The sequence below is a fragment of the uncultured Bradyrhizobium sp. genome (assembly GCF_936943645.1).
GTDB lineage: Bacteria > Pseudomonadota > Alphaproteobacteria > Rhizobiales > Xanthobacteraceae > Bradyrhizobium.
The window spans coordinates 43,330-58,068 of the sequence record NZ_CAKZJO010000044.1; the positions used below are offsets into that span (position 1 = coordinate 43,330).

Annotated in this window: 14 protein-coding genes; 3 read left to right on the forward strand and 11 right to left on the reverse strand. The window is 65.1% G+C overall.

Annotated features, from left to right (window positions below):
- Positions 1–33 precede the first annotated feature (33 nt).
- Positions 34–1,179 (forward strand): hypothetical protein, encoded by a 1,146-nt coding sequence (locus Q0743_RS06605; RefSeq protein ID WP_298240766.1) that lies wholly within the window; start codon positions 34–36, stop codon positions 1,177–1,179.
- A gap of 167 nt (positions 1,180–1,346) precedes the next feature.
- Entirely contained in the window at positions 1,347–2,573 is a 1,227-nt protein-coding gene (locus Q0743_RS06610) for an ABC transporter substrate-binding protein (protein WP_298240767.1), read from the forward strand.
- Between the two features lie 182 nt (positions 2,574–2,755).
- On the opposite strand, the gene Q0743_RS06615 is transcribed toward Q0743_RS06610, so the two are convergent.
- From Q0743_RS06615 to Q0743_RS06650, 8 genes are all read right to left on the reverse strand, one after another.
- Complete coding sequence (locus Q0743_RS06615) at positions 2,756–4,012, reverse strand: TCR/Tet family MFS transporter (protein ID WP_298240768.1); 1,257 nt, start codon at positions 4,010–4,012, stop codon at positions 2,756–2,758.
- Positions 4,009–5,400 (reverse strand): ribosome biogenesis GTPase Der, encoded by a 1,392-nt coding sequence (der, locus tag Q0743_RS06620; protein WP_298240769.1) that lies wholly within the window; start codon positions 5,398–5,400, stop codon positions 4,009–4,011. Before der ends, Q0743_RS06615 begins: the two co-directional genes overlap by 4 nt.
- A 49-nt stretch (positions 5,401–5,449) precedes the next feature.
- Positions 5,450–6,001 (reverse strand): hypothetical protein, encoded by a 552-nt coding sequence (locus Q0743_RS06625; protein ID WP_298240770.1) that lies wholly within the window; start codon positions 5,999–6,001, stop codon positions 5,450–5,452.
- Positions 6,002–6,046: 45 nt separating this feature from the next.
- Positions 6,047–6,706: a tetratricopeptide repeat protein gene (locus tag Q0743_RS06630; RefSeq protein ID WP_298240771.1), complete on the reverse strand. Its 660-nt coding sequence runs from the start codon at positions 6,704–6,706 to the stop codon at positions 6,047–6,049.
- Between the two features lie 165 nt (positions 6,707–6,871).
- Positions 6,872–8,464, reverse strand: a complete 1,593-nt coding sequence (locus Q0743_RS06635) for a class I adenylate-forming enzyme family protein (RefSeq protein WP_298240797.1) — start codon at positions 8,462–8,464, stop codon at positions 6,872–6,874.
- Positions 8,465–8,536: 72 nt separating this feature from the next.
- Positions 8,537–9,121: an NnrU family protein gene (locus tag Q0743_RS06640; protein ID WP_298240772.1), complete on the reverse strand. Its 585-nt coding sequence runs from the start codon at positions 9,119–9,121 to the stop codon at positions 8,537–8,539.
- A 69-nt stretch (positions 9,122–9,190) separates the two neighbouring features.
- Positions 9,191–9,766, reverse strand: coding sequence for a hypothetical protein (locus Q0743_RS06645; RefSeq protein WP_298240798.1), 576 nt, complete (start codon positions 9,764–9,766; stop codon positions 9,191–9,193).
- Between the two features lie 95 nt (positions 9,767–9,861).
- Positions 9,862–11,484, reverse strand: coding sequence for a peptide chain release factor 3 (locus Q0743_RS06650; protein WP_298240773.1), 1,623 nt, complete (start codon positions 11,482–11,484; stop codon positions 9,862–9,864).
- Between the two features lie 158 nt (positions 11,485–11,642).
- Here Q0743_RS06650 and sugE point away from each other — a divergent pair, with 158 nt between their 5' ends.
- Positions 11,643–11,957, forward strand: coding sequence for a quaternary ammonium compound efflux SMR transporter SugE (gene sugE, locus Q0743_RS06655; RefSeq protein ID WP_298240774.1), 315 nt, complete (start codon positions 11,643–11,645; stop codon positions 11,955–11,957).
- Here sugE and Q0743_RS06660 read toward each other — a convergent pair.
- From Q0743_RS06660 to Q0743_RS06670, 3 genes are all read right to left on the reverse strand, one after another.
- Positions 11,950–12,957, reverse strand: coding sequence for an inorganic phosphate transporter (locus tag Q0743_RS06660; protein ID WP_142251172.1), 1,008 nt, complete (start codon positions 12,955–12,957; stop codon positions 11,950–11,952). The genes sugE and Q0743_RS06660 overlap by 8 nt on opposite strands.
- 12 nt (positions 12,958–12,969) lie before the next feature.
- On the reverse strand, positions 12,970–13,614 hold the full coding sequence (locus Q0743_RS06665) for a DUF47 domain-containing protein (RefSeq protein ID WP_298240775.1): 645 nt from the start codon (positions 13,612–13,614) through the stop codon (positions 12,970–12,972).
- A gap of 156 nt (positions 13,615–13,770) precedes the next feature.
- The gene (locus tag Q0743_RS06670; protein WP_298240776.1) at positions 13,771–14,739 is read right to left on the reverse strand and encodes a branched-chain amino acid ABC transporter permease; all 969 of its coding nucleotides are present in this window, start codon (positions 14,737–14,739) and stop codon (positions 13,771–13,773) included.

The following is a 14,739-nucleotide window of genomic DNA, read 5'->3' on the forward strand; positions in this document are numbered from 1 at the left end:
CAGCAAGCCGCAAGCCAAAAAAGGGAGGTCGCCATGGCGCCATGGCATCGCGCAGGGTTTTCGCATGCGCTCGCAAACGTCTCTCGTGCCCTCTCCATCCTGATCGCAGCCGTCGCATTCGTGCTGCCGGGCACAGCGAGCGCCGGCCAAGTCCCGACCTTCGCGGTCGACGCCTCCTGGCCGAAGCCACTGCCGAACAACTGGATCCTCGGCCAGGTCGGCGGCATCACCGTCGACTGGCAGGGCCACATCTGGGTGATTCATCGCCCGCGCTCGCTCACCGATGACGAGAAAGGGGCAAGCCTCACCCCACCGCGCTCGAAATGCTGCGTGTCGGCGCCGCCCGTGCTCGAATTCGACGCCGACGGCAATCTGCTGCGCTCATGGGGCGGCGCGGGCCAGGGCTATGAATGGGTCGGCCGCGAGCACGGCATCGAGGTCGACGAACGCGGCTTCGTCTGGGTCGGCGGCAATGCCGACAACGACAACGCCATCCTGAAGTTCTCGCTCGACGGCAAGTTCGTCGCCCAGATCGGCAAGATCGCGCCGAGCCTCGGCAGCAACGATACGACCCAGCTTGGCAAGCCCGCCGAGACCGCGATCGACAAGGAGGCCAACGAGATCTACGTCGCCGACGGTTACGGCAATCGCCGCGTCATCGTGTTCGATGCGACGACGCTTGCCTACAAGCGGCATTGGGGCGCCTATGGCAACAAGCCCGATGACGCCAAGCAGGCGCCATACGATCCGAAGGCGCCGGTCGCGCAGCAATTCGGCAATCCCGTCCATTGCGTGAAGCTCGCCAATGACGGGCTCGTCTATGTCTGCGACCGCATCAACAACCGCATCCAGGTGTTCAAGAAGGACGGCAGCTTCGTGAAGGAGTTCTTCTTCGAGAAGAACACGCTCGGCAACGGCGCGGTGTGGGACATCGCGATCTGGCCCGATCCGAAGCAGACCTATCTGCTCAGCGCCGACGGCGAGAACAACGAGATCAGGGTGATCAGGCGCGAAGACGGCAGCGTGGTCGGCAGCTTCGGGCATAGCGGCCGCAATGCCGGGCAATTCCACTGGGTGCATGCCATGGCGATCGACACCAAGGGCAACGTTTATACCGCCGAGGTCGACACCGGAAAGCGCATCCAGAAATTCAAGCTGACATCGGACGCACTCAAATAGCGTCTCAACGCATTTTGCCCAAAAGTTAACCGACGGATGACGCTACGACACAGCGTCATCCGGCTTTAGGCGCATTGCCGCCGGCCCTGGGACAGGCTAGAGCCATCAGCCGGATCGGGGTTCCGCAAGAGAGCCGTCCGCATATTTGACAATGGAGGAAACCTTTGATGACGATGACGTTCGCGCGCCGCTCCGCGGCCCTTCTGGCCTGTGCCGCCTTCGGTTTTGCAACATCCGCTTACGCGCAGGACAAAACCGTCAAGATCGGCGTGCTCAACGACATGTCGAGCCTCTATGCCGACATCGGCGGCCCGAACTCCGTGGTCGCGGTCAAGATGGCCGTGGAAGACTCGGGGCTGGCTGCGAAAGGCTGGACCATCGAGGTCATCAGCGGTGACCACCAGAACAAGCCGGACGTCGGCGTCAACATCGCGCGGCAGTGGATCGACACCCAGAAGGTCGACATGATCACTGACACGCCCAATTCCGGCGTGGCACTGGCCGTCAGCAACGTCGCCAAGGAAAAGAACGTCGTCCTGGTCAACAATGGCGGAGCCAGCGCCGATCTCACAGGCAAGGCCTGCAACGCCAACACGATCTCCTACACCTACGATACCTATATGCTGGCGAACGGCACCGGCAAGGCGCTGACCAAGGCCGGCGGCGATAGCTGGTTCTTCCTGACCGCCGACTACGCCTTCGGAGCCGCGCTCGAGCGCGACACCAGCGCAGTGGTGACCGCCAACGGCGGCAAGGTCCTTGGCGGCGTCAAGCATCCGCTGAACACGTCCGACTTCTCCTCCTTCCTGCTGCAGGCGCAGAACTCGAAAGCCAAGATCATCGGCCTCGCCAACGCCGGCGGCGACACGACCAACTCGATCAAGCAGGCGGCTGAATTCGGCATCGTCGAGGGCGGCCAGAAGCTCGCTGCGCTTCTTCTTTTCATCAACGACGTTCACTCGCTCGGGCTGAAGACCGCGCACGGCCTGACTTTTACCGAATCCTTCTATTGGGATCTCAACGACAACACGCGCGCCTGGTCGAAGCGTTTCCAGGAAAAGACGTCCAACAAGGCCATGCCGTCGATGACGCAGGCCGGCAACTATGCCGGCGTGCTGCATTATCTCAAGGCGCTCGAAGCCCTTGGTGGCAACCCGCATGACGGCGCCAAGGTCGTCGCCAAGATGAAGGAAATCCCGACCGACGATCCGCTGTTCGGCAAGGGCCCGCTGCGCGAGGACGGCCGTCGCATCATCCCCGCCTATCTGTTCGAGGTGAAGAAGCCCGAGGAGTCGAAGGGACCTTGGGACTACTACAAGAAGATCGCCACGATCTCGGCGGAAGACGCCGCCAGGCCGCTCAAGGATAGCGAGTGCCCGCTGGTGAAGAAGTGACCGCGTAGCGGTCGCGCAGAAACCGACACGTTATGCCCGGGCTTTGTCCCGGGCATTCTCGTTTGCGGCTCCAAAGAACGCTGCCGTAGGGTGGGCAAAGCGAAGCGTGCCCACGACCTGGTGCTATTATGAACAGATGGTGGGCACGGCGCTTCGCGCCTTTGCCCACCCTACGAGACCGTCTACGAGGCCGTCTTCGTCCCACCCAGCGTCCGCACCGCGATCGCCACGCATACCACCATCAGCAGCGCCGCCAGCAGGAACGGCGCGCCGGGCAGATGCAGCGGCGCGCTTGCGCCGATGAAATATGAAAACGTGAGCGTGAACAGGAACGGGCCGACGAGCTGCGACACGCTCTGCACGCTCGCGGTCGCGCCCTGCAACTGGCCCTGCTGATCGGGCGCGACCAGCCGCGTCATCAGCGCTTGCGAGGCGGCACCCGAGATGCCCCACAGCGCCAGAATGGGAATCCCGATCCAGGAGAGCGGCCCGGTCGGCGCAGCGCCGAGGACCAGGAATCCGAGCGCGCCACAACACAAGCCAAGCAGCAGCGCGTTTCGTTCGCCGAGCGCGCGCACGATGGGACCGATCGCGAGCCCCTGCACCACCATGGCGCAGATGCCGACCATCGCCAGCGTCAATCCCACGGTCTTGGAATCCCAGCCATAGCGATAGGTCGCATAGAGCACGTAGGTCGAGGGCAGCACGACATGGGCGACCTGCGCGATGAAGTTGACGACTGACAACGCGGCCAGCGTCGCGCTGGAGCGCAGCAGGCGCAGCGCTCCGAGAGGATTGGCAGTTCGCCAGCGAAGCGGGGCGCGCTTGTCCGGCGCCAGCGATTCCGGCAGGACGAACAGTCCATAGAGCGCGTTGGCGAAACTCAATCCAGCCGAGGCCCAGAACGGCAGGCGCGGATCGATATCGCCGAGCAGGCCGCCGAGCGCCGGACCGAGGACGAAGCCGGCGCCGAAGGCCGCGCCAATCCGGCCGAAGATCGCCGCGCGCCGCTCCGGCGGCGTGATGTCGGCGATATAGGCAAACGCCGTCGAGATGCTCGCCGAGGTGATGCCGGAGATGACGCGGCCGATGAACAGCCACGCAAGCGACGGCGCCAGTGCCATCAGCACGTAATCGGCAGCGAGCCCGAAATTCGACAGCAGCACCACCGGCCGCCGCCCGAAACGATCCGACAGCGCACCCAACAGCGGCGAGAACACGAACTGCATCAGCGCCCAAGCCGTGCCGAACAGGCCGAAGATGCGGGCCGCATGTGCAGTGTCGTTATCGACGAAGCCCTCGATCAGCTTCGGCAGGATCGGCATGATCACGCCGAGCGCAAGCATGTCCAAGAGGATGGTGACGAAGATGAAGGCGACTGCGCCGCGCCGGACCGGCACGGCGCCTTGCGCCGTCGCCTCGCCGGCACCGTCGCTCACGACGGGCGCTTGCGCTTGTGCGCGAACGGGTTGGCCTTCTCGCGCAGGGTGATGCGCACCGGCGTGCCCGGCAGCTCGAAGGTCTCGCGCATGGAATTGGTGAGGTAGCGCAAATAGGACTGCGGCACCGCGTCGGCACGCGAACAGAACAGCACGAAGCTCGGCGGCCGCGCCTTGTTCTGCGTGATGTAGTTCAGCTTCAGCCGCCGGCCCGACACCGCGGGCGGCGGATTGGCCTGGACCGCCTGCTCGAACCAGCGATTGAGCGCCGAGGTCGGCACGCGCCTGTTCCAGACCGCGTAGGCATCCTGGATCGCCTGCATCAGACGGTCGATGCCCTCGCCCATCAGGCCGGAGACGGCGACGATCGGCACGCCCTTGACCTGAGGCAGCCAGTGATCGGCGTCGCGGCGGAGGCCAGAGATGGCACCGCCGCCCTTGGTCTCCATCAGATCCCATTTGTTGACGGCGAGCACGACCGCCCGGCCCTCGCGCTCGATCAAATCGGCAATGCGCAGATCCTGCTCCTCGAAGCGGTTCTGCGAGTCCATCATCAGCACGACCACTTCGGCAAAGCGCACCGCGCGCAGCGCGTCCGCAACCGAGAGCTTCTCCAGCTTCTCCTCGATGCGCGAGCGCCGACGGAGACCTGCGGTGTCGAATACGCGAAAATCGCGGCCCTTCCAGCTGATCTCGACCGCGATGGAATCGCGCGTGGTCCCGGCCTCCGGGCTCGTCAGCAGGCGCTCCTCGCCGAGCAGATGGTTGATCAGCGTCGACTTGCCGGCATTGGGCCGGCCGACGATGGCAACACGGATCGGGCGCGTCGCGGCCTCCTCCTCCGTGAGCGGCGCGCCCTCGTCCTCGTCCTCGTCCTCATCGTCCTCGACGGGCTCCGGCATCAGCTTGGCCAGCTCGTCATAGAGCTCGCCCATGCCCTCGCCGTGCTCGGCCGAGATCTGGATGGGATCGCCAAGGCCGAGCGCAAAGGATTCCATCGCGCCGGCATCGCCGTGCTTGCCCTCGCTCTTGTTGGCGATCAGCAGCACCGGCTTGTTGGCCTTGCGGGCGAAATCGGCGAAGGCGCGATCTGTGGGCGTGAGGCCGATGCGGGCATCGATGACGAAGAACAGCGCGTCGGCTTGCGCGATCGCGGTCTCGGTCTGCTCCTGCATGCGCGCGGTCAGCGAGCCCTTGGCGCCCTCGTCGAGGCCGGCGGTGTCGATGATGGTGAACTCGAGATCGCCGAGCCTGGCCTCGCCCTCGCGGCGGTCGCGGGTGACGCCCGGCAGGTCATCGACGAGCGCGAGCTTCTGTCCGACCAGGCGGTTGAACAGCGTCGATTTGCCGACATTGGGCCGGCCGATGATGGCGATCGTGAAGGACATCGGTCATTCGTGCGCTGCCGGGGCTGCGCCTGTCAATGCAAGGAAAAAACTAGCGCGAGAAGCTGCCGCTCGGCAGCGGCGCCGGGAAGGCGCCCTGCGATTGCTGCTGGGTGGTCTGGGTCGGTTGCGCCTGCTGGACCGGCTGGTCCGGCGGTGGCGCGGTGGTGCGCTTGCGGACGATCTTGTGCTTGGGCGGCGGAGCGGCCGTGGGCGGCGCCGCCTCCGGCTGGGCCTCGCCGTCGACTTCGCCGGCGGGTGCCTCTGTCGGCGCAACGGCCGCCGCGGCTGGCTGTCTTGTGTGCTTCGCCTTGGCCCCTTTCGCCGGCTTGGCCGGCTCGGGCGGCGGCTCGGCGGGCAATGCCGCCACTGCAGGCGCATTCGGATCGGGCTGCTGCTGCGCGCCCTTGTACATTTCCTTCGGAACGCCCTGCTCGAGGCCAGGCACACCTTCCGGAAAGACAGGCTTGCGGTCGCCCGGCAGCTTCTTCTTGGTGTCGAGGAAGTCGAGCATGTCGCTTGGATCGAAGCTGGAGCAGCCGCCCAGGACGCCCGTAAAGGCGATCAGGACGGCGGCTGCGATCAAGCGTGGCGTGCGGCGCATCTTGTGTCTCGTTTGCGTCAGAGAACCGTCGTCAGCTGTTCTTGCTCAGCTCTTGGCGACGGGCGGAAGCAGGGCCTGGAGCGCCTCGGCGCGAGAGCGCAGGCCGGGCGGTGTTTCGCCGTCCTCGGCAATCGCGTCGAGCCATTTGCGGGCCGCGGTCATGTCGTTGTTGCGCCAAGCCGACAGCGCCAGCATCTCGCGGGCGCTGTGGCGGAAGGTGGACTTGGACTTGGGCGCTGCAGAGGGCTCCAGCCGCTGCTGCATGTCGGCATAGGACGCGCTGTCGAGCAGCAGGCCGGCGGCGCGGAGCTTCGCCAGATCCTGCCACTCACCGCCCACGCCGCGGTCGGCAGCAATGTCGTCATACATTTTCGCGGCAGCCTTGGCGTCGCGAGGCGCCGCCTCGGCCGCGGCGCGCAGCCGCGCCAGGGTGCGATAGCCCGAAGGCGCCTTGGCGGCGAGTTCGGTGAAGGCAGCTTCCGCCTCGGCGTGCTTGCCCTGCTCGGACAGCTCGGCGGCCTTCTCGAAGACGGCACCGGCCTCGGCGGCCTTCTTGGCCTCCAGATACTGGTAACCGCGCCAGCCGCCGACTGCGGCCACGATCAGCACCATCAGGGCGATGAAGTAGATCGAATACTTGTCCCACAGCTTCTTGAGCTGTTCGCGACGTACTTCCTCGTCGACTTCGTCAAATAATTCAGACACTTATGCTAATCCCATGCCCGTCCGGGTGCGCGCGCCGAAGCGTCCGCGTCAGGAATCCCGTCCCCCACGTGGCGGCGAGGTACCCTAACGATATGGCGCTGGCAAGGCAAAGCGAGCCCGATCAAGGCGTTAACCACCCGGGAGAGCCCGGATGCCCTGCCCGGCTCAGGCGCCCAGGAGCTCCCGCAATTGCCGTTTCAGCACCTTGCCATTGGCGTTGCGCGGCAGCGGATCTGCCGTGATCGCCATGGTCTCGGGAACCTTGTAGTCGGACAGGCGCTCGGCGCACCACGCCCGCAGGTCCGCGTCCGCCACCGGCCCGCGCGTCACCACGACGGCGTGGACGCGCTCGCCCAGCACGGGACAGGCCCTGGCGATGATCGCGCTCTCGACCACGGCGGGATGGCCGGCCAGCACGGATTCGACCTCGGCCGAATAGATCTTCAGGCCGCCGCGATTGATCATGTCCTTCTGCCGGTCGAACACGCGGACGAAGCCTTGCGCATCGACCGAACCGAGATCGCCCGAGTGCCAGAACCCGCTGGTGAAGCTTTCGGCGGTGGCTTTCGGGTTGTTCCAATAGCCCTTGATGACGGAGGCGCTCTGGATCCAGAGCTCGCCGATCTCGCCATGCGGAAGCTCGCGACCATCAGGATCCATCGCAACGATGCGCGCGCCGGGGCACGGCAGGCCGACGCTGTCGATATGGCTCTCGGTCAGCTCGCCCGGCATGATCGTCGAGGGTGACGTCGTCTCGGTCGCGCCGTAGCAGTTCATCAGCTTCAGGCCGGGAATCTTCGCCTTGAGCTTCTCGATCGTCGCGACCGGCATCGGCGCGCCACCGAAGCCGCCGATACGCCAGCTCGACAGATCGTAGCCGTCGAAATCCGGCTGGAGCAGGCAGAGATTGTACATTGCCGGCACCATCACCGTGTAGGTGACGCGCTCGCGCGCGGCGAGCGCGAGGTAATCGGCAGCCTTGAACTCCGGCATGATGATCAGCGCGCCGGCGCTGCGGATCATGGTCGTGATATTGGCGACGACGCCAGTGACGTGGCCGAGCGGCACTGCGGCGATGGACCGGTCCGCCTGCGTCAATTGCAGGCAGGACACGAACACCATCGAGGAATGAACGATGTTGCAATGGGCCAGCATCGCGCCCTTGGGCTTGCCCGTCGTGCCCGAGGTGTAGAGGATCATCCCGGTGTCCTCTTCACTCACCTCGACGGGCGCCGCTGCCGGAGCGTTGTCGGCGAGCGCGGCCAAGTGCGAGCGGGTCGGATCGTCGTCGACGGCGATGCGATGGACCAGATCGGGCACGTCCTGGGCGTCGGGCAGCCGCTCGGCGAGCGAAGCTTCATGGATCAAGATCTTCGCGCCGCAATCGGTCAGCACATAAGCGACCTCCGGCTTCTGCTGGCGCGTGCTGAGCAGCACCGTGACCAGCCCCTCATGCGCGGCGGCAAACAGCAGCAGCGGAAATTCAATGCGGTTGCCGAGCAGGATCGCGACGCGATCGCCGCGCTGCAATCCCAGCTTGCGAAAGCCCGCGGCGATCCGCCTCGCCTGCTCGACGGCCTGCCGCCAGCTCAGCCGAACCTTCCCTGCGATCAAGGCCTCGCCATCGCCATTGCGGGCGCAGGCGTCCGCGATCATCGCCCACAGGCTCGCCGGCCGGTCGCAAAAGGCCGGCACCAGGCGATCGCCGAACCGCGGCTCGAGCCGCATCGGCGGGATCTGAGATTGCGACCAGTCCATCGGAACGCCCTCGGCTTGTTGTGTTGTCACCTTCCGCGCACGGATATCCCGATCACGTCTTGTGCCGACCGGCTAGACGCCGACCACGGGAACGCCAATCACGACCGGATGGAACGCGAACGCCAGCGCGAGATAGGCGAGGATGCCGACTGCGACGGCGATCAGATCGTTGGTGACGCCACCGACCGGAATCGGCGGGCCGCCGGGGTCGGTGCGATGCTTCAGCGAGATGCGGTCATACACCGCCCAGCCCAGGAACGAACCGAACAGGATGATGGAGCCGAGATCGCCGTTGGCCAAAAGATGCGCCGCCGCCCACAGCTTGATACCGGCCAGCATCGGATGCTTCAGCGTGGCGTAGATGCGGCCGCGCAGATAGGAAGCCACCACCATGATCACCGCGGGCAGCATCAAGGCGACCGTGATGTGCTTCATCGCCTTCGGCGGATACCAGATGTCGATCCAGCCGGAGCTGCGGTAATGGGCGAAGCCCCAGACGATCAGCGCGAGGCCCGCGAACGAGACCAGCGCGTAGAGGATCTTGTAAGTCCCCTCGCCCAGCTTCGCGATCGCCTGCGCGCGCGCGTCTCGTTTCGTTGTGAAAACATGGGCCGCGAAAAACAGCACCAGCCCCAGGATCATGACCAGCAGACCCACGACATCCTCCCCGTAAAGCAGCCCCGCCCATGGCGTATCATCGATTGCCGGGCGCTCGCAACTGATGCGCTATTTGAGCTCGCGATTGTCGACATAGCGGATCGCGATCGGGCGACCAGCCAGGGCGCCGGCGAGCCCGCTGGTGAATTTCAGAGGCAGGCAGGCATTCAGCGACGAATTGATGGCGCTTAGATAGGTCGTTCTCGTATCTGCGGGAACGCCCGCGGTCGCGAAGGTCAGACGCGGCGGACCGATCAGGCCGCCGGACTTGTTGAAGCTGAAGCGCACCGACATCTGCATGCCCGCGCGCGCATTGTCCGACGGCGGCGACCAGCAGCTGCGCAATTCCGCAAAGAGATCGCCGATCGTATCGAGATCGTGATCAGGCTTCAGGTACTTGGCGTGGTCGGCCTCGGACGGAACGCTCTGGATCGTGAGCTGGAGGTTCTGGCCGTATGGATAGTCGATCTCGGGAATGCAGGGCCCGGGCTCGAGCGGGCTGCAATAGGACGGCGTGCAGGGCCGGCCGTCGAGCACGCTGCACGGCTCGTGCGCGAACGGGATCGGATTGATCTGGCGTCGCTGCGCGTTGACGGCGACGATAGGTATCGCCAGCAGGACGAGAACGAGAATGCCGCGCCACATGATGCGAGCTCGCGATGCCATTCAGCAAACGTGACATCGCCAATGAACGCGTCAAGCCCGCACGCGTTCACATGCTCGCGCGATGGCCGGACGCCCTACCCCTTCTTCTTGACGTCCTTGACGTTGGTGAACTCGATGCCCTCGGCGCGCTCCTTGGTGTAGCCGAGATAGAATTCGTTCCGCGCCAGATAGACCGGATCGCCGTCGACGTCGTCGGCGATGCTGGAGGTGTTGGCGGCGATGAAGGTATCGAGCTTCTTGCGGTCGTCCGAGGAGACCCAGCGCGCCAGCTGGAACTCGCTGACCTCGAACTCCACCGGCAGCGAATATTCCGCCTCCAGCCGCGCCTTCAGCACGTCGAGCTGCAGCGCGCCGACCACGCCGACCAGCGCCGGAGCACCGTCGCGCGGGCGGAACACCTGCACCACGCCCTCTTCCGACATCTGCTGCAGCGCTTCCTTCAGCTTCTTCGCCTTCATCGCGTCGGTGAGACGGACGCGGCGGACGATTTCCGGAGCGAAGCTCGGCACGCCCACGAAGTTGAAATCCTCGCCCTCGGTGAGCGTATCGCCGATGCGCAGCGTGCCGTGATTGGGAATGCCGACGACGTCGCCGGCAAAGGCTTCGTCCGCGACCGAGCGGTCCTGCGCGAAGAAGAATTGCGGGCTCGACAGCGGCATGCTCTTGCCGGTGCGCACGAGCTTCGCCTTCATGCCGCGGCTGAGCTTGCCCGAGCAGAGGCGCGCAAACGCGATGCGATCGCGGTGGTTCGGATCCATGTTGGCCTGGATCTTGAACACGAAGGCGCTCATGCGCGGATCGGTGGCCTCGACCTTGCGCTGGTCGCTGTCCTGCGCGCGCGGCTCCGGCGCGAACTTGCCGAGGCCTTCCAGCAGATCGCCGACGCCGAAATTGCGCAGCGCGCTGCCGAAATAGACCGGTGTGAGATGGCCCTCGCGGAACGCTTCGAGCTCGAACGGCTTTGAGGCCTCGGTGACGAGCTCGAGCTCGTCCTTCACCGCGGAGACATCGAGATTGGCGTTGAGCTTCGCCAGCTCCTCGATCGCGATCTGCTGCGCCGCGCCGGTCTTGGCGCCGCCGCCTTCGAGCAGACGCACGCCGCCATTGACGACGTCATAGGTGCCGAGGAAATCGCGGCCGCGGCCGACCGGCCAGGTCATCGGCGTGGTGTCGAGCGCCAGCGTCTTCTCGATCTCGTCGAGCAGCTCGAACACGTCGCGGCTCTCACGGTCCATCTTGTTGATGAAGGTGATGATCGGAATGTCGCGAAGACGGCAAACCTCGAACAGCTTTCGGGTGCGCGCCTCGATGCCCTTGGCGGCGTCGATTACCATGACCGCGGAATCGACGGCCGTCAGCGTGCGATAGGTGTCTTCCGAAAAGTCCTCGTGGCCCGGCGTGTCCAACAGGTTGAACACGAGGCCTTCGAACTCGAAGGTCATCACCGAGGTCACGACCGAGATGCCGCGCTCGCGCTCGATCTTCATCCAGTCCGAACGCGTGTTGCGCCGCTCGCCCTTGGCCTTGACCTGGCCGGCGAGATTGATGGCGCCGCCGAACAGCAGCAGCTTCTCGGTCAGGGTGGTCTTGCCGGCGTCAGGATGCGAGATGATCGCAAAGGTCCGCCGCCGCGCCACTTCAGCGGCAAGCGGGGAACGGGCCGGCGATTCGGCAGTGGGGGTGGCGATGTCGGACATGGCGGGAGCGTTTGGCAGGGAAAATGGGCCTGATCAAGCCTCATTTGGTGATTGCGGAGCCCTCCGGCCAGCCCCATATCGGCTTTCGGGGAGGACGGCCTTCCTGCTCGTCAGCAGATCAGACGCGGGGACGACCCTGCCTTGAATGGAGGCTCGTCATGGCCTGGAGCATCCTGTTCGTCGCCGGTCTTCTCGAAATCACCTGGGCGATCGGCCTGAAATACACCGAGGGCTTCTCCCGGCTCGTTCCCTCCGTCGTCACGCTCGCGGCCATGGCCGGCAGCGTCATCCTGCTCGGCCTCGCCCTCAAATCGCTGCCCGTCGGAACCGCCTATGCGGTCTGGACCGGCATCGGCGCGGTCGGTACCGCGACGCTGGGCATTTTCCTGTTCGGCGAGCCGGCCACGGCCCTCCGTCTGGCCAGCATCGGCCTGATCGTCGCCGGGATCGTCGGGCTGAAGCTCGTTACCTGACGAAGAGCTGGACCGCCCACCAGGTCAGCGCCGCGACGATGGCCGAGGCCGGGATCGTGATCACCCAGGCATAGACGATCGAGCTTGCCACGTTCCAGCGCACGGCCGAGACGCGCCGCGCCGCACCGACACCGACGATGGCACCGGTGATGGTGTGGGTGGTCGAGACGGGAACCCCGAGATAAGTCGCCATGAACAGGGTCGCCGCGCCGCCCGTCTCGGCACAAAAGCCCTGCATCGGCGTCAATTTCGTGATGCGCAGGCCCATGGTGCGGACGATGCGCCAGCCGCCCATCAGCGTGCCCAGCGCCATCGCCGCCTGGCAGGACAGCACCACCCAGAACGGCACCGAGAAGTCGCTGCCGAGATGGCCCTGCGAATACAGCAGCACCGCGATGATACCCATGGTCTTCTGCGCGTCGTTGCCGCCATGGCCGAGCGAATAAAGCGAGGCGGAGGCGAATTGCAGGATGCGGAAGGCGCGGTCCACGGCAAAGGGCGTCGAGCGCACCGAGGCCCAGGACACGATCGCCACCAGCATCATCGCGAGCAGGAAGCCGACCAGCGGCGACAGCACGATCGCCAGCACCGTCTTGGTCAAGCCGCTCCACACCGCCGCGGAGATCCCGGCCTTTGCCATGCCGCCGCCGACGAGGCCGCCGATCAGTGCATGCGACGACGAGGACGGGATGCCCAGCGCCCAGGTCACGAGGTTCCAGACGATGGCGCCGACCAGCGCCGCAAAGATCACCTGGGCATCGACGATCGCGGGATCGATGATGCCGGTGCCGATGGTCTGGGCGACGTGCAGCCCGAACACCATGAAGGCGACGAAATTGAAGAACGCAGCCCAGAACACCGCGAACTGCGGCCGCAGCACGCGGGTCGAGACGATGGTCGCGATCGAATTGGCGGCGTCGTGCAGGCCGTTCAGGAAGTCGAACAGCAGCGCGACGGCGATCAAGCCGACCAGGACGGGAAGACCCAACGCGGCATCCACGACAACCCTGCCCTAAACTTGTTCGATGACGATGCTGTTGATCTCGTTCGCGACGTCGTCGAAGCGATCGGCCACCTTCTCGAGGTGGTCATAGATCTCGACGCCGACGATGAAATCCATCGCGTTGCCGTCGCGATGCTTGAGAAACAGCTCCTTCAGCCCGATGTCATGGAGATCGTCGACGCGGCCCTCCAGCTTGCCGAGCTCTTCCGTGATGGCGGTCAGCATGGCCACGTTCGGGCCGATCGACTGCATCAGCGGCAGCGCACGGCCGACCAGATTGGCGCATTCGATCAGAAGTCCCCCGATCTCGCGCATCGGGGGCTCGAAGCTGCGGACCTCGAACAGCATCACGGCCTTGGCCGTCTGTTGCATCTGGTCGATGGCGTCGTCCATCGACGTGATGAGGTTCTTGATATCGCCACGGTCGAACGGGGTGATGAAGGTGCGGCGCACCGCCGTTAGCACCTCGCGGGTGATGTTGTCGGCGTCGTTCTCGAACTGGTTGACGCGCTGGCAATAGACCGGCGTCTCCTCGCCCCCGTTCAGCATGCCCTGCAGCGCGATCGAGCCCTGAATCACCGTCTGGGCATGGCGGTCGAACAGGTCGAAGAACCGTTCTTCCTTGGGCAGGAACGCGCGAAACCATCGCATCATGGGGATAGGCTACCGGTTGGAAATGGCCAGGCCCGAATGGGCCGTCATGAAACTGTCATAGACCATTTTCGATCCGCGCGCGTGTCATCTCACGCCCGCGGAGCCGGATCATCCACCGGATTATCGCGCCATAGAAACTGACGCGATATCAATTGCTTAGAGCGATCGCCGGAAGTAATGCGCGATTTCGCCGATGACGCCGCGGCGGAAGGTGAGCACGCAGATCACGAAGATCGAGCCCTGGATCACCGTCACCCACTGGCCGAAACCGGCGAGGTATTGCTGCATGGCGATGATCACGAAGGCGCCGACGACGGGCCCGAAAATGGTGCCAAGGCCACCGACCAGCGTCATCAGCACGACCTCGCCCGACATCGACCAATGCACGTCGGTGAGCGAGGCGTTCTGCGCCACGAACACTTTCAGTGCGCCGGCGAAGCCGGCCAGCGTGCCGGACAGAACGAACGCCAGGAACTTGTACTGGTCGGTCCGGTAACCGAGCGAGATCGCGCGCGGTTCGTTCTCGCGGATCGCCTTCAGCACCTCGCCGAACGGCGAGTTGATGATGCGGAAGATCAAGAGGAAGCCGGCGAGGAACCCGACCAGCACGACGTAATAGAGCACCGTCGGCTTGGAGAGATCGAACACGCCGAACATGCGTCCCTGCGGGATGCCCTGGATGCCGTCCTCACCATGGGTGAACGGGGCCTGCAGGTAGATGAAGTACAGGAGCTGCGACAGCGCCAGCGTGATCATCGAGAAATAGATGCCCTGACGACGGATCGAGATGAAGCCGGTGATGAGCGAGAGACCGAACGCCGCGACGATGCCGACCAGGATGCCGAGCTCGGGCGGCAGCGCCCACACTTTCAATGCATGCGCGCTGCAATAGCCGGCGGTGCCCATGAACATCGCATGGCCGAACGACAGCAGGCCGCCATAGCCGATCAAGAGGTTGAAGGCACAAGCGAGCAGCGCAAAGCACAGCGCCTGCATCACGAAGAAGGGGTAGACCCCCGTGAATGGCACCGATGCCAGCAGCAGCGCCATCACCACGAACACGATCATCTCGTCGCGCATCGCGCGCGGGGTTGCCGGCAGCGTGTCGTCCGTCAGGGTTGTCAT

Bases quoted from the DNA above. Each gene is read 5' to 3' on its own strand.
- Q0743_RS06605 (WP_298240766.1), top strand. From the start codon at position 34: ATGGCGCCATGGCATCGCGCAGGGTTTTCGCATGCGCTCGCAAACGTC.
- Q0743_RS06610 (WP_298240767.1), top strand. From the start codon at position 1,347: ATGACGATGACGTTCGCGCGCCGCTCCGCGGCCCTTCTGGCCTGTGCC.
- der (WP_298240769.1), bottom strand. From the start codon at position 5,400: ATGTCCTTCACGATCGCCATCATCGGCCGGCCCAATGTCGGCAAATCG.
- Q0743_RS06625 (WP_298240770.1), bottom strand. From the start codon at position 6,001: ATGCGCCGCACGCCACGCTTGATCGCAGCCGCCGTCCTGATCGCCTTT.
- Q0743_RS06635 (WP_298240797.1), bottom strand. From the start codon at position 8,464: ATGGACTGGTCGCAATCTCAGATCCCGCCGATGCGGCTCGAGCCGCGG.
- Q0743_RS06645 (WP_298240798.1), bottom strand. From the start codon at position 9,766: ATGTGGCGCGGCATTCTCGTTCTCGTCCTGCTGGCGATACCTATCGTC.
- Q0743_RS06650 (WP_298240773.1), bottom strand. From the start codon at position 11,484: ATGTCCGACATCGCCACCCCCACTGCCGAATCGCCGGCCCGTTCCCCG.
- sugE (WP_298240774.1), top strand. From the start codon at position 11,643: ATGGCCTGGAGCATCCTGTTCGTCGCCGGTCTTCTCGAAATCACCTGG.
- Q0743_RS06665 (WP_298240775.1), bottom strand. From the start codon at position 13,614: ATGATGCGATGGTTTCGCGCGTTCCTGCCCAAGGAAGAACGGTTCTTC.
- Q0743_RS06670 (WP_298240776.1), bottom strand. From the start codon at position 14,739: ATGACAACCCTGACGGACGACACGCTGCCGGCAACCCCGCGCGCGATG.